Consider the following 14,454-nt stretch of genomic DNA (forward strand, 5'->3'; position numbering starts at 1 on the left):
TCGGAGTTGGGCTGGACTGGCGCCGTCTGAGCCCGCGCATGTTGCTCGTGCACCCCGTGCACGAAGTGGTGCGCCAGCTTCCGGTGCTGATCGGGACGCTGGTGCTGGGCTCGGCGACCGGGAATCCGGTCTGGACGCTGATCGGTGTCGGCCTGGTGCTCGCGTATGGACTGGCCCGCTGGTTCACCACGACGTACCGCATCGGGACTGACGAGGTGCAGCTGCGCACCGGGGTGTTGCAGCGCAACGTGCTGTCGGTGCCCCGCAGCCGGATCAGGTCGGTGTCGACGGACGCGCGGCTGCTGCACCGGCTGCTCGGCCTGACCGTGCTGCAGGTCAGTACTGGCCAGGAAGTCAAGGGGGACAAGGCTTTCGAACTGGACGCGGTTCCGGCGGCCGAGGTGGCGCGACTGCGGGCGATCCTGCTTGCGGACTCGCTGGTGTCTGCCGAGACCGGTGACCGCTCCAGCGTGCTGGCCCGGTGGCAACCGTCGTGGCTGCGCTACAGCCCGCTGACGCCGACCGGGCTGGTGATGATCGTCGCCGCGCTGGGTGTGGTGAGTCAGACGGGAGTGCTTGCCGCGCTGCGGGATTCACCGCTTATTCGGGCAGGCGAGGATGCCGCCGAGGATGCGGGCGCTGTCGCGGTGGTTGCCGCGGTGGGGGCGGTGGTGCTGATCGCCTCGGTCGCGCTGTCGGTGTCGCAGTCGCTGCTCACGTACGCCAACCTGCTGTTGCGCCGCGACTCCGAGGTCTTGCACCTGTCGCACGGGCTGCTGCGGGTGCGGGAGCACACGTTCGACATGCGGCGGCTGCGCGGCGGCACGCTGAGAGAACCGCTGCTGGTGCGGCTGTTCGGCGGCGCCCGCCTGGACGCGGTGATGACCGGCGTCACCGGCGCGGGCGAGGCATCCCAGTTGCTCCCACCGTGTCCGCGCGGCACCGCCGAGGCGGTACTGATCGAGCTGATCGAGCAGCCGGACGCGGTGCACGGCCCCTTGGTTTCGCACGGGCCGGTGGCGGCACGGCGGCGCTGGACCAGGGCGATGATGCTGCCCGCGCTCGTGGTCGTCGCTCTCGCGGTGCTGGCGGCCGGCACGGTTCCGCTCTGGGCGTGGGCCGTGGCTGCGGCCCTGACGGTTTTCAGCGTGTTTCTCGCGGTCGACCGCACCCGGTCCCTGGGCCACCGCGTCGGCGACGGCTGGTTGGTGGCGCGGGCGGGCAGTCTGGCGCGGCGCCGCGATTGCGTGGCCGCGGCGGGCATCGTCGGGTGGACGGTGCGCCAGACGCTGTTTCAGCGCAGGGCCGGGGTGGCCACGCTGGTCGCCGCGACCGCGGCCGGCGTGAAGCACTACGAGCTGATCGACGTACCGGCCGAGATCGCGTGGTCGGTGGCGGCGACGACGTCACCATGGGTGGCCTCGAGCAAGTGGGCGCACAGCTAGCGGGGTTCCGAGTTGCGCGCGGTCGTCGGCCGTTTACTGTCGCACCATGGCTATCGGTGGAGTGCTCTTCGACATCGATGGCGTGCTGGTCACGTCATGGAAGCCGATCCCCGGTGCCGCGGAGTCCCTGGCGGCGTTGGCGGACAAGCAGATCGCCTGCGCCTACCTGACCAACACGACCACCCGGACCCGCGCGCAGATCGCCGACCTGTTGACCGAGGCGGGCATGGCGGTCCGCTCCGACGAGGTGATCACCGCGGCGGTCCTGACCGCCGACTACGTGCGCAACCGCTACCCGGATGCCCGCTGCTTCCTGGTCAACAGCGGACAGATCGCCGAGGACATGCCCGGCATCGACCTCGTCTACTCGAGCGACTTCGACGGGCCCCGCGCACCCGAGGCGCCCGATGTGGTGCTGCTGGGCGGCGCCGGTCCCGAGTACAGCCACCTCACGCTGTCCTGGGTCTACGACTGGATGGCCCAAGGCGTCCCGGTGGTGGCGATGCACCGCAGCACGTCGTGGACCACCACCGACGGCCTGCGGGTGGACACGGGCATGTATCTGATCGGGATGGAGCAGACGTCGGGCCGCAAGGCCACTGCCGTCGGCAAGCCCGCGCCGGAGGGCTTTCTGTCCGCGTCGAGCCGGCTGGGGGTGGATCCCGACGAGATGTACATGATCGGCGACGACCTCAACAACGACGTGCTCGCCGCGCAGGTGGTCGGCATGACCGGGGTGCTGGTGCGCACCGGCAAGTTCCGCCAGGACACGCTGGACCGTTGGGCGGCAGACGAATTCGCCATGCAGCCGAACCACGTCATCGATTCGGTGGCCGACCTGCCGGAGCTGCTCGGGTTGTAGCGTCGGGTCCGTGACCACGGACGCGCATCGCAGACGCCCCCTGCGCTTCGGCCTGACCACCGCTCTGCCGCGCAATGGCGCGGACTCTCGGGCGTTCGCACAACGGGTCGAGTCCGCGGGAGTCGATGTGCTGACCTTCGCCGACCATCTGGCGCCGGTGACCGCACCGTTCAGCGGTGCGACGGCAGCCGCGGCAGTGACATCGCGTTTGGTTGTCGGGACCCTGGTCCTCAACAACGACCTCCGGCACCCCGTCGATACCGCGAGGGAGGCCGCAGGAGTCGCGACGGTCTCCGACGGCCGCTTCGAACTGGGCATCGGCGCCGGGCACATGAAATCCGAGTACGACGCCGCCGGAATTGCGTTCGACCGTGCCGGGATGCGGGTGTCGCGGCTCGTCGAGTCGGTGGGCGTCATCCGCAAGCTCATCGACGGGGACGCCGTGGATCTCGACGGACAGCATTACCGCATCCACGCGGCGGCGGGCGAGCTGCTGGCGCCGCCGCCACATCGGGTTCCTACACTGATCGGCGGCAACGGAACCCGGGTCCTCGAGCTTGCCGGACGGATGGCCGATATCGTCGGGCTGGCCGGAATCTCCCACAATCACGACGCCACCCAGGTGCGGTTGAGTCATTTCGATGCCGCAGGCGTGGCCGACCGGATCGCCGTCGTCCGCGAGGCGGCGGGGGACCGCTTCGCAGAGATCGAGCTCAACGCGCTGATTCAGGCGGTGGTCCTGAGCGATGACCGTCGGCGGACCGCCGAGGAACTCGCCTCGGACTTCGGTGCTGCGCCCGAGGCGCTGCTGGCGTCGCCGTTCATCCTGATCGGCAGCCATGAGCAGATGGCCGAACAGCTGGTGGCCCGTCAGCGTGAGTTCGGGATCAGCTACTGGACGGTGTTCGACGAGTTGCCCGGCCGGTCCTCAGCGCTCCCCGACATCACCGAGGTGATCGCGCTGCTCCGATGAGTCTGGCTGCGGTCCCGGGTCTATCCCCCCATGACCGAAACGATGATTGTGAGGACGACCGTCGACGCACCGCCTTCCGATGTGTTTGCCGTACTCGCCGATCCCGCCAACCACGCCGCGATCGACGGCACCGGCTGGGTGCGCGACGCGCTTGACGGGCAGCGCCTCACCGAGACCGGCCAGATGTTCCGGATCGCGATGTACCACGACAACCATCCGGACGGGCACTACGAGATGGCCAACAAGGTCATCGCGTACGACCAGGACCGTGCGATCGGCTGGGAGCCCGGCCAGGCCGGCGACGGCGGCGAGGTCGTGTACGGCGGGTGGACATGGCGCTACGACCTCGAGGCGGCCGGCCCCCGGCAGACCACGGTGACACTGACCTACGACTGGTCGGGCGTGCCCGCGGAGCTGCGCGAGCACATCCAGTTCCCGCCGTTCCCCGTTGTGCATCTCGAGAACTCGCTGGCCAACTTGGCGAAGCTGGCCACGAGCTGAAATCTCAACCGTTCGGATGAGGTTTTTCGTCCCCGGCAGGTGCTTCATGGATGTATGACGCGAATCGGGGGACACGCGGTCGTGCTCGGCGCCAGCATGGCGGGCCTGCTGGCCGCCAGAGTGCTGACGGACTTCTACGACCGCGTGACGGTGATCGAGCGCGATGTCCTCGGCGACACCGCCGCTCCGCGGCGCGGGGTGCCGCAGAGCAGGCAGCCTCACGTGGTGCTGGCCCGGTGCGGTCAGATTCTGGAGGAACTGTTTCCTGGTATCGGAGACGAGCTGGTCGGAGACGGCGCGCACGAATGGCGCGACGGTGACCTTTCCCGCCTCTACACGCGGTTCGGAGGTCACCTCATCACCCAGTCGGGTCGGATCCAGGACCCGTCTGCACTGAAGATCTTCTACGCGAGCCGCCCGTTCATCGAAAGCCATGTGCGTCGCCGCGTCCGCGGACTTTCGACACTCACCATTGTCGACGGTCACGGCGTCGACTCGCTGACAGAGCACGCCGGTGTGGTAACCGGGGTGCGGGTCACGCGCGAGCTGGATAAGGCCTCTCGCACACTGGCCGCCGATCTGGTCGTCGACGCCACCGGCCGCGGGTCACGAACCCCGGCGCTCCTGGAGCAGATGGGCTACCCGCGCCCACGGGAAGAGCAGCTCACAGTGAACGTCAGCTATGTGAGCATGCCGGTGCGTATTCCCGACGTGTCGCTGCACGAATACCTCTTCATCGACATGTTCGTGCCGGGTCGATCTCACGGGTTCGCGATGTCCCGCTGCGAGAACGATGACTGGGTGGTGCTCGTGGGGACGCTGGGTAAACACGTGCCACCACCCGCCAGTGTCGCGGAGCTCATGGAACACGCCGAACGACTGATGCCCGCACACGCATTCCAGGCGTTACGGACCGGCACGCCATTGGCTGACATTGCGCTGCACCGGTTTCCGGCGAGCAGGTGGCGTCGCTACGACCAGATGGCTCGCTTTCCCGATCGGCTGCTGGTCACCGGGGACGCCGTCTGCAGCTTCAATCCGATTTACGGGCAGGGTATGACGGTGGCGGCTATCGACGCGGTAGCGCTACATGCCTGCCTGCGCCGCGGGGCCGATGCATTGGCTCGCAGATACCATCGCGAGGCCGCAAAGAGCATCCAGGTGGCGTGGCGCACAGCGGTCGGGTCGGACCTCGCGCTGCCCGAGGTCGAGGGGCGGCGGACATTGCCGACGAAGGTGAGCAACGCCTTCATCGATCGGATTCTCCTTGCAGCCGAGAGCGATCCATGGGTCGCCCAAGAATTCCAGCGGGTCACCGGGATGCTCGAGCCGCCCGCGCGCCTGCTCCGGCCCGCGATGCTCTATCGGGTCCTGGGTAAGCGCGGTGACCGCGAGAGGTCGGCGCAGACAAGGGTCTCCTCTACGGCGTGATGGCCAGGAGCAGCCGCACCAGCTCGGCCTGCCGGTGCGTGTCGGTCTTGTCGTAGACGTGCTGGACGTGCGTCTTCACCGTGGCCAGTGACAGCGACAACTCATCGGCGACGGCCGACGGGCTGGACCCTCCACTGATGAGTAAGGCCACGTCGATCTCGGCTCTGGTGAGGCCGAACAGGCTGCGCAACAGATGTTTCGGGGGCCGTCGTTGTTTATCGGGGTCCACGATGACGACGAGCGCCCGACCCGGTCTGTCGTCACTGCCGTTGTCGGCAAAGGGAGATATGTGCACAACCAACGGGTTTCGCGCGCCTGCACGTGGCACCAGCAGTGAATCTCCGGTGCGTGTTCCGGTGCGGCGGGCACCCGTCGCGCAGGCGACGGCGCGGCGGAACTCGGTGTCGGCCGGGGCAAGCGATAACCGGAGACGGCCGGAACGCACGGCCACCTCAGCGGCGTCGCGGACGAGCGTTTCGGCCGCGCGATTGTGCCGGAGCACCGCGGCGTCAGGACCGACGAGCAGTGCTGCGGCTGCGATCGTCTCCACCGGGTGCACGCGCGTGTCCGCCTGGTCGCGGAGTTGGGTGAGCGCGTCGTGGGTGCGCAGCGCCTGCTGAAAGTGGGGGACCAGGGCATTGAACGCCCTGACGTTGTCGGCACTGGCGAAACCGTCGCCGCGCCGTGGTGCCGCCACCAGGAAGCAGCACGGCATCGGTCCAGAGGTGAGACGGACGAACAGGCCGTCGTCCATCTCGTAAGGGCGCATCCAGTCGGCGTGGAACTCCGAGCGCGGCTCGAGCGCGACCAGGGACTCCCCGCTGTGCACCAGGCCCAGCGCGCTGGTGTCGACCGCGGCCAGGACATAGTCGAACTGGCAGTAGTACTCCTGATACGCCCGCATGGCCGGCTCGTCGTACACCGTGCAATGCCGCACGTCTCGGTTGCCTTGGCTGCCGCTGATCAAACCGCTGGCGGTCCCGCCGAACGACGAACGCGCCAACTCCAGCGCGTCCACCCATCGCCGCGGCGTCAGCGCTGCGGCGTGTACCTCGGTGACTATTCGCGAGAATTGCTCGATCGTGATCATTTCCACCCCCACGCAATGCGTGCCCCGGGTGAATATTAACCCGCTGAGCGGGGGAAACGGGAGTAGTGACCGACGCTCAGGCGGTCAGCTCGCGCTGCAGCACCCGGACGGCGTCGATGCGCTGTTGCAGCTGCTCGCGGGTGGCCGCGGCGATCGGCGGACCGCCGCAGCGCCGGCGCAGCTCGTTGTGGATCCAGCCGTGCGGGCGACCGGTGCGGTGGTGGGCCACCGACACGAGCGTGTTGAGCTCGCTGCGCAGCTCCCGGAGCTGGTAGTGGGTGGTCTTCGGGGCGGGCAGGCCGGAGTCGGTGCGCTTCTGCAGCTGCGCATCCTGCCTGCGCCGCAACAGATCTCGCATCGACGCGGCATCGAGCAGGCCGGGGATGCCCAGGTAGTCGGCTTCCTCGTCGCTGCCTGCCGGTGTCGCCGTCCCGAAGGACGAGCCGTCGAAGATCACCTGGTCGAGCTCGGCGTCGGCGCCCAGGTACTCGATCTTGTTCTGCTCGTCGTCCGGCTCGTCACGCTTCTGCTCGGCCAGCTCGGCGTCGAGCGGATCCTCCTCGGTCTCCCGGTGCGGCTTGCCGAGGATGTGGTTGCGCTGGGCTTCCATCTCGCTGGCCAGCAGCAGCAGGTTCGGCACCGAGGGCAGGAAGATGCTCGCGGTCTCGCCGGGCCTGCGCGAGCGCACGAACCGGCCGATCGCCTGCGCGAAGAACAGCGGAGTGGACGCGCTGGTGGCGTAGACGCCGACCGCCAGCCGCGGCACGTCGACACCCTCGGAGACCATCCGCACCGCGACCAGCCAGCGGGATGTGCTTGCGGAGAACTGCGAGATCCGGTCGGAGGCGCCCTTGTCGTCGGACAACACGACCGTGGGTACCTCGCCCGTGATCGTCAGCAGCAGATCGGCGTAGGCGCGTGCGGTGGTCTGGTCCGAGGCGATGATCATGCCGCCGGCATCGGGGACATGCTTGCGCAGACCTTCGAGCCGGGTGTCGGCGGCGGCGATGACCGCGGGCATCCACTGGCCTGCCGGGTTCAGCGCCGTCTTCCATGCCCGCGCGGTCTGCTCGGCGGTCAACGGTTCGCCGAGCCGTGCGGCGTGCTCCTCCCCGGCACTGTCGCGCCAGCGCGCCTCACCGGAGTACGCCATGAACATGACCGGGCGCACCACACCGTCGGCGAGCGCGTCGCTGTAGCCGTAGGTGTGGTCGGCCACCGACGTCTTGAATCCCGCGGCGTCCTCTTCGTAGTTGACGAACGGGATCGCGCTGTCGTCGCTGCGGAACGGCGTCCCGGTCAGGGCGAGCCGCCGCGTCGCGTCGTCGAACGCCTCCCGGATCGCGTCGCCCCAGCTTTTCGCGTCGCCGCCGTGGTGGATCTCGTCGAAGACGACGAGCGTCCTGCGATTCTCGGTGCGCACGCGGTGCCGGGCCGGGTGGCTGGCCACCTGGGCATAGGTGACGACCACTCCGTGGTACTCCGAGGACGTCTGGGCGTTGGAGTTGGAGAACTTGGGGTCGAGCGCGATGCCCTGCCGGGCCGCGGCCTGCGCCCACTGGACCTTCAGATGCTCGGTGGGCACGACGATCGTCACCGCGTCGACGGTGCCCTCGGCCAGCAGCTCGGCGACGATACGAAGAGCGAAGGTGGTCTTGCCGGCGCCCGGTGTGGCGACGGCCAGGAAATCCCGGGGCTTGGCGGCCAGGTACTTCACCAGCGCCCGCCGCTGCCAGCTCCGCAACGCCTGGGTGCTGGGCGCTGCGTCAGCCCGCACCCATGACTCCTCCCAAACAGATGGCCGTCGCCGACAGCGTGACCGGAATGCAGTCTAGGGCAGCGGGTTACGCGATCGCATTTCCTCGGCGTGTCCGGGCGCGTGTCTAGGGCCGGCTAGTCGACGAAATGGTTGTCGTTCTTGACGAACCACTCGTTGCGCTCCTCGTCGGAGAGCTCGCCCAGCTGCGCCAATCCCTCGAAGTAGTGCTCCCGCGGGGCCCCGGGGGCGAACAGCATCAGGATCGAGGCGGGCTCGTCGGCCTCGTTGCGGAACCCGTGGATGCCCCCGGGTGGGACGTAGAGGAAGTCTCCTGCATGCCCGTCGGCCCACTCGGTGCCGTTGTAGAGCGAGATGGTGCCCGACAGCACGTAGAACGCCTCCGACATGCCCCGATGGAAATGCGGGCCCGGACCGCCACCGCGGGGCGCGATCTGCACCCGGTACAGGCCGTAGTCGCCGCCGGTGGCTTGCTGGTTCGCCAGATAGTGGTACTGGACCACGCCGAACGCGTCGTAATCGGGCGGCTCGTCCCCCCGTTTGAGCCAGGCGCTCACCTCGGGTTCGTCGGCGGTGTAGCGGGCCGGGGGATAGGGCGGCACAACCAGGGACACGCGCCCATCCTGCCCGCCTCAGCTGACGGGGAACACCACCTTCGTCAACTCTTCGGAGACGTCCCACAGCCGGCGCTGCAGCGCCAGGTCATAGGACTGCGGGCTGCTGGCGACGACGACGGGGCTGCCCTTCTGCTGGGCGATGCCGTCCGGGCCGTAGTACTGGCCGCCGAGCACGCCGGGGTCGGTGGCGGCCCGCAAGGTGGGTAGTGCGCCTGCGGCCGGGCTCTGCGCGAAGAGCGGGGCGACGACCCCGAACGCGCCCTGGACCGACTTGGGCAGATTGCGCGCCAGCTCGGTGGTCGACGTGCCGGGGTGGGCGGCGACGGCGATCGTCTTGCCGCGCGGGGCCAGGCGGCGCTGCAGCTCATAGGTGAACAGCAAATTGGCCAGCTTCGACTGGGTGTAGGCGCCCATCCGGTTGTAGCTGCGCTCCCACTGCAGGTCGTCCCAGTGGATGGCGCCGCCCATCTTGTGTCCGTTGCTGCTCACGGTCACCACGCGGGCACCGTCGACGTCGAGGAGCTTCTCCAGCAGCAGGCCGGTGAACGCGAAGTGCCCAAGGTGGTTGGTGCCGAACTGGAGCTCGAAGCCGTCCTTGGTGGTGCCCTTGGGCGTGGTCATCACGCCGGCGTTGTTGATGAGCAGGTCGATGCGCTCGTGGCTGCTCTTCAGTGCCTCGGCGGCCGTGCGGATTGCCTCCAGCGAGGTCAGGTCCAGCTCCTGGACCTCGACTTTTCCGGCGACTCCTGCGCCTATCTGCGCGGCGGCCTTCGCGCCCTTGTCGGCGTTGCGCACGGCGAGCACGACACGCGCACCCTTGGCGGCCAGGGCCCTGGCGGTCTCCAGGCCCAGTCCGGTGTTGGCTCCCGTGATGACGGCGGTGCGGCCCGTCTGGTCGGGGATGTCGGCGGTGGTCCAGTCACTCATGTCGGTCTCCTCAGGCTCGTACACTCGATGAAGCGGGGCAGACGCCCCGGTTGATGCCAACTATACGGAACGCACGCCCCGTTTCGTGTTCGCCAGGAGGGAAACCGTGACCGAGCTCGTCCCCGCGCCGCGCCCCCGGGCACTGCGCGCCGACGCGGCGCGGAATCGGGCGCGCGTGCTCCAGGTGGCCTACGACACGTTCGCCGCCGACGGGCTGGCGGTCCCGATCGACGAGATCGCGCGCCGGGCCGGCGTGGGCGCGGGGACGGTCTACCGGCACTTCCCGACGAAGGAGGCGCTGTTCGTCGCCGTGGTGGCCGACCGGCTGCGCCGGATCTCCGACCACGCCCGCACCCTGCTGCAGTCCGAAGGTCCTGGTGAGGCACTCTTCGCGTTCCTGCGCGAGATCGTCCGTACCGGGGCGACGGACCACGGATTGGTCGACGCCCTCGTCGGCTACGGCCTCGATCTGGAGACCGCGGCACCAGGTGCCGAAGCGGCGTTCCTGGCGATGCTCGACGAACTGCTGACCGCTGCGCAGGAGGCGGGCACCGTCCGCGCCGACGTCGGCGTCGCCGAGATCAAGGCGCTGCTGGTCGTGTGCAAGGTGCCCCAGCTGTACGGCGATGACGTCTCCGAGCGGGTGGCCAAGGTGATCGAGGACGGTCTGCGGCGCCGGTGAATCGGCCCGGGACAGGTCGATCCGACCTTGCACTCACCCAGGTCGAGTGCTAAGAATGCAGTTGGCACTCGCGACCAGTGAGTGCTAGGTCGGGCCGGTGAGGCCGGGGCCGCATCTGCGAGCACAGCCCCAGTCGTCCGTCGCGGGCATCGAACCCGACCAGAAGACGTGCATCCCCAATCCGGAGGAAACACTTCGCAATGGCCAAGACAATTGCGTATGACGAAGAGGCCCGCCGCGGCCTCGAGCGGGGCCTCAACGCCCTCGCAGACGCCGTAAAGGTGACGTTGGGCCCCAAGGGTCGCAACGTCGTGCTGGAGAAGAAGTGGGGCGCCCCCACGATCACCAACGATGGCGTGTCCATCGCCAAGGAGATCGAGCTGGAGGACCCGTACGAGAAGATCGGCGCAGAGCTGGTCAAGGAAGTCGCCAAGAAGACTGACGACGTCGCAGGCGACGGCACCACCACGGCCACCGTGCTCGCCCAGGCTCTGGTTCGCGAAGGTCTGCGCAACGTCGCAGCCGGCGCCAACCCGCTCGGCCTGAAGCGCGGCATCGAGAAGGCTGTCGAGGCCGTCACCCAGACGCTGCTGAAGTCCGCCAAGGAGGTGGAGACCAAGGAGCAGATCGCTGCCACCGCCGCGATCTCCGCCGGTGACGTCCAGATCGGCGAGCTCATCGCCGAGGCCATGGACAAGGTCGGCAACGAGGGTGTCATCACCGTCGAGGAGTCGAACACCTTCGGCCTGCAGCTGGAGCTCACCGAGGGTATGCGCTTCGACAAGGGCTACATCTCGGGTTACTTCGTGACCGACGCCGAGCGTCAGGAAGCGGTCCTCGAGGATCCGTACATCCTGCTCGTCTCGTCGAAGGTCTCGACGGTCAAGGACCTGCTGCCCCTGCTGGAGAAGGTCATCCAGGCCGGCAAGCCGCTGCTGATCATCGCCGAGGACGTCGAGGGCGAAGCCCTGTCCACCCTGGTGGTCAACAAGATCCGCGGCACCTTTAAGTCCGTCGCCGTCAAGGCCCCGGGCTTCGGTGACCGCCGCAAGGCGATGCTGCAGGACATGGCCATCCTCACCGGTGGTCAGGTCGTCAGCGAAGAGGTCGGTCTGTCTCTCGAGACCGCCGACGTCGCGCTGTTGGGCACCGCCCGCAAGGTCGTCGTCACCAAGGACGAGACCACCATCGTCGAAGGCGCCGGAGACTCCGACGCCATCGCCGGTCGCGTGGCCCAGATCCGTGCCGAGATCGAGAACAGCGACTCCGACTACGACCGCGAGAAGCTGCAGGAGCGCCTGGCCAAGCTGGCCGGTGGCGTTGCAGTCATCAAGGCCGGAGCTGCCACCGAGGTGGAGCTCAAGGAGCGCAAGCACCGCATCGAAGATGCCGTCCGCAACGCGAAGGCAGCTGTCGAGGAGGGCATCGTCGCCGGTGGTGGCGTGGCTCTGCTGCAGTCGGCTCCGTCGCTGGACGACCTCGGCCTGACGGGTGACGAGGCCACTGGCGCCAACATCGTCCGCGTCGCGCTGTCGGCCCCGCTCAAGCAGATCGCCTTCAACGGTGGCCTGGAGCCGGGTGTCGTCGCCGAGAAGGTGTCCAACCTGCCTGCGGGTCACGGCCTCAACGCCGCGACCGGTGAGTACGAGGACCTGCTCAAGGCCGGCGTCGCCGACCCGGTGAAGGTCACCCGCTCGGCGCTGCAGAACGCAGCGTCCATCGCGGCTCTGTTCCTCACCACCGAGGCCGTCGTCGCCGACAAGCCGGAGAAGGCGTCCGCACCCGCGGGCGACCCGACCGGTGGCATGGGCGGTATGGACTTCTAAGTCCCTTGACGAAGAAGCCCCGGTGCGCTTGGCGCACCGGGGCTTTTCGTTGTCCCCAACGTGGGGCCTGTGCACAGCTTCGGCCCGAAATGCGTGCGCGAGGCCCACTCTCGTCGGTCCTTGTGCCGACGGTGGCCGCATGGACCCCTTTCTCGGCAGCGTGGCGGTCGGCTGCGGACGGCTCACCCGGCGCGGACTCGCTCGTCACCACACCGCTGTCTATCGCGACGTCTACGTTCCGCGGGACGTGGAACTCACCGCACGTATCCGAGCCGAGGCCGCCTGGCTGGCCACCGGTGCGACGCTCGGCGGCTTGTCCGCCGCAGCGGTGTTCGGCACCAAGTGGATCGACCCTGGCGCACCGGCGGAGATCATTCGCGCCGACCGGCATTCTGCAGCGGGGATCGTCGCTCGCTCGTGGAGCCTCGTGCCCGACGAGGTGTGCATGATCGGCGGCGTCGACGCGACGACGCCCGCCCGCACCGCATTCGACATCGGCCGCACGCGATCCCCCGAACAGGCGATACCGATCATCGACGCGCTGATGAACGCCACCCGCGTCTCGCCGGCGAGCGTCGCTGCAATTGCGGCTGCACATCCCGGCACTCGGGGGGGTGGCGCGGCTGCGCGGAGTGCTCGACCTGGTCGACGGTGGCGCGGAATCGCCGCAGGAGACCAGGGTTCGGCTGATCCTCGTTCGCGGGGGTCTGCCGCGGCCGGAGACGCAGATCGAATTCCGCGACCTTCGAATTCGAGTCGACATGGGCTGGCGACAATGGAAAGTCGCCGTCGAATACGACGGCATCCAGCATTGGAACGATCGCCGGCAGAGGTCCTGGGACATCGATCGCCTGGCGCTGCTGGAAGGAGTGGACTGGGCCGTGATCCGCGTGAGCAGCGACATGCTGCGTCGACCAGAGATGATCGTCGAGCGTGTTCGCTCGAAACTGATCGAGCGTGGGGCCTGTGCACAGATTTCCGGGGCGGGTTCAAGGGATGGATGCAACACCCTTTGATTGAGGAGTGTTGCGATGGGGTCCCATGCGATTCAGCCGGCGACGGTGAAAGCGTTCTGGGCGCAGATTGGGTTGGGGCTCAATCCGGCTGGGGCTGCCTTCGCCGTCGGTGTGTCGCTGGGGGCGGCACGGAAGTGGCTGACCGACGCTGGTGGTGTGAAACAACGTGTGTACGAGGTGAAGATAGAGGGGCCCAAGCCCCGACTGACCCTCGAAGAGCGCATCCAAATTCAGGTCGGTGTGGGCCGTGATGAGTCACTGCGCTCGATCGGAGCGCGACTCGGGCGTGCGGCGTCGACGATCAAGCGTGAACTCGACAATAACGTCGAGAACCGCTACGACGGACGCAAGTCGGGTTACCGCCGCAAGAAGGCTTTCGGTGCGCGCCAGAGCGGTAGCACCTCGACGGTGCGCTATGACGCATTGGCTGGTGAGCGGTCGGCGGCGAGGCGGGCGCGACGCCCCAAGCGAGGAAAGCTCGCCGCCAATGACACCTTGCGCGACGAGGTGCAGACTCGGTTGAAGCTGCGTCATAGTCCGCGCCAGATCGCGCGCCGGTTGCGCAGCGACTTCCCCGACGATCTGGAGATGTGGGTGTCACACGAGGCCATCTACCAGTCCATCTACGTCCAAGGGCGCGGATCGCTGCGCCGTGAGCTGCACCAGTGCTTGCGGACCAAGCGGGCCATTCGCCGGCCTCGGCGCCAGCCCGAGACCCGCCGCGGTCGGATCCCGGGCATGGTTAACATCAGCGAACGCCCGGCCGAGGTCGCCGACCGTGCAGTGCCCGGGCACTGGGAGGGTGACCTGATCATCGGCAGCACCACATCCGGATCTGCGATCGGCACCTTGGTCGAGCGCGCCACCCGGTTCGTCATGCTGCTTCATCTGCCCGACAACCACGGTGCGGTCGCAGTCCAAGACGCCATCGTGGAGAAGATGACCGAGCTGCCAGAGCACCTACGGCGTTCTCTGACCTGGGATCAGGGCAAGGAAATGGCCAACCACATCGCCATCGCCGCCGCAGCCGATCTCGACATCTACTTCTGCGATCCGCACTCACCCTGGCAGCGTGGCACCAACGAGAACACCAATGGGCTACTGCGTCAGTACTTTCCGAAGGGGACCGACCTCTCGCTGCACGGTCCCGGCATCCTTGACAACGTCGCCGCCGAACTCAACGGCCGACCCCGCCAGACACTGAACTGGAGAACACCCGCCGAAGCCCTCAACGAACTACTCTCAAAACCGCCAGCTGTTGCATCCACCCCTTGAACCCGCCGGTGATTTCCGTGCATAGCCCCCAC

Annotated in this window: 12 protein-coding genes and 1 pseudogene; 9 read left to right on the forward strand and 4 right to left on the reverse strand. The window is 68.1% G+C overall.

Going from position 1 to position 14,454, the window contains the following annotated elements; genetic code table 11:
* Window positions 1-38 precede the first annotated feature (38 nt).
* From EL337_RS03010 to EL337_RS03030, 5 genes are read left to right on the forward strand one after another with little or no spacing between them, the layout of a single operon-like run.
* A complete protein-coding gene (locus EL337_RS03010; protein ID WP_048633174.1) occupies window positions 39-1,445 on the forward strand; it encodes a PH domain-containing protein in 1,407 nt (468 codons plus the stop codon).
* A 46-nt stretch (window positions 1,446-1,491) separates the two neighbouring features.
* Window positions 1,492-2,307 carry an HAD-IIA family hydrolase gene (locus EL337_RS03015; RefSeq protein WP_048633134.1) on the forward strand — a complete coding sequence of 272 codons (816 nt, stop codon included), beginning with the start codon at window positions 1,492-1,494 and terminating at the stop codon, window positions 2,305-2,307.
* A 10-nt stretch (window positions 2,308-2,317) separates the two neighbouring features.
* Window positions 2,318-3,280 (forward strand): TIGR03621 family F420-dependent LLM class oxidoreductase, encoded by a 963-nt coding sequence (locus EL337_RS03020; protein WP_048633135.1) that lies wholly within the window; start codon window positions 2,318-2,320, stop codon window positions 3,278-3,280.
* A 30-nt stretch (window positions 3,281-3,310) separates the two neighbouring features.
* Window positions 3,311-3,781, forward strand: a complete 471-nt coding sequence (locus EL337_RS03025) for an SRPBCC family protein (RefSeq protein ID WP_048633136.1) — start codon at window positions 3,311-3,313, stop codon at window positions 3,779-3,781.
* A gap of 54 nt (window positions 3,782-3,835) precedes the next feature.
* Window positions 3,836-5,212, forward strand: coding sequence for an FAD-dependent oxidoreductase (locus tag EL337_RS03030; protein WP_048633137.1), 1,377 nt, complete (start codon window positions 3,836-3,838; stop codon window positions 5,210-5,212).
* Here EL337_RS03030 and EL337_RS03035 read toward each other — a convergent pair.
* The 4 genes from EL337_RS03035 to EL337_RS03050 all read right to left on the reverse strand — a co-directional run bounded on the left by EL337_RS03035 (window position 5,202) and on the right by EL337_RS03050 (window position 9,623).
* The gene (locus EL337_RS03035; RefSeq protein ID WP_083443118.1) at window positions 5,202-6,302 is read right to left on the reverse strand and encodes a helix-turn-helix transcriptional regulator; all 1,101 of its coding nucleotides are present in this window, start codon (window positions 6,300-6,302) and stop codon (window positions 5,202-5,204) included. The genes EL337_RS03030 and EL337_RS03035 overlap by 11 nt on opposite strands.
* 76 nt (window positions 6,303-6,378) lie before the next feature.
* Window positions 6,379-8,079, reverse strand: coding sequence for a DEAD/DEAH box helicase (locus EL337_RS03040; RefSeq protein ID WP_048633138.1), 1,701 nt, complete (start codon window positions 8,077-8,079; stop codon window positions 6,379-6,381).
* A 116-nt stretch (window positions 8,080-8,195) separates the two neighbouring features.
* A complete protein-coding gene (locus EL337_RS03045; protein WP_048633139.1) occupies window positions 8,196-8,693 on the reverse strand; it encodes a cupin domain-containing protein in 498 nt (165 codons plus the stop codon).
* A gap of 18 nt (window positions 8,694-8,711) precedes the next feature.
* Window positions 8,712-9,623, reverse strand: coding sequence for an SDR family NAD(P)-dependent oxidoreductase (locus EL337_RS03050; protein ID WP_048633176.1), 912 nt, complete (start codon window positions 9,621-9,623; stop codon window positions 8,712-8,714).
* Between the two features lie 106 nt (window positions 9,624-9,729).
* On the opposite strand from EL337_RS03050, the gene EL337_RS03055 reads away from it, so the two are divergent.
* The 4 genes and pseudogenes from EL337_RS03055 (at window position 9,730) to EL337_RS03075 (ending at window position 14,422) form a co-directional block, all read left to right on the forward strand.
* Entirely contained in the window at window positions 9,730-10,305 is a 576-nt protein-coding gene (locus EL337_RS03055) for a TetR/AcrR family transcriptional regulator (RefSeq protein ID WP_048633177.1), read from the forward strand.
* Window positions 10,306-10,505: 200 nt separating this feature from the next.
* Window positions 10,506-12,131, forward strand: coding sequence for a chaperonin GroEL (gene groL / locus EL337_RS03065; RefSeq protein WP_048633140.1), 1,626 nt, complete (start codon window positions 10,506-10,508; stop codon window positions 12,129-12,131).
* Window positions 12,132-12,270: 139 nt separating this feature from the next.
* Window positions 12,271-13,147: pseudogene (locus tag EL337_RS03070) on the forward strand (endonuclease domain-containing protein).
* Between the two features lie 15 nt (window positions 13,148-13,162).
* Window positions 13,163-14,422, forward strand: coding sequence for an IS30 family transposase (locus tag EL337_RS03075; protein ID WP_235666610.1), 1,260 nt, complete (start codon window positions 13,163-13,165; stop codon window positions 14,420-14,422).
* Window positions 14,423-14,454 lie beyond the last annotated feature (32 nt).

Source organism: Mycolicibacterium aurum (assembly GCF_900637195.1).
In the GTDB taxonomy this organism is placed as follows: Bacteria; Actinomycetota; Actinomycetes; order Mycobacteriales; family Mycobacteriaceae; genus Mycobacterium; species Mycobacterium aurum.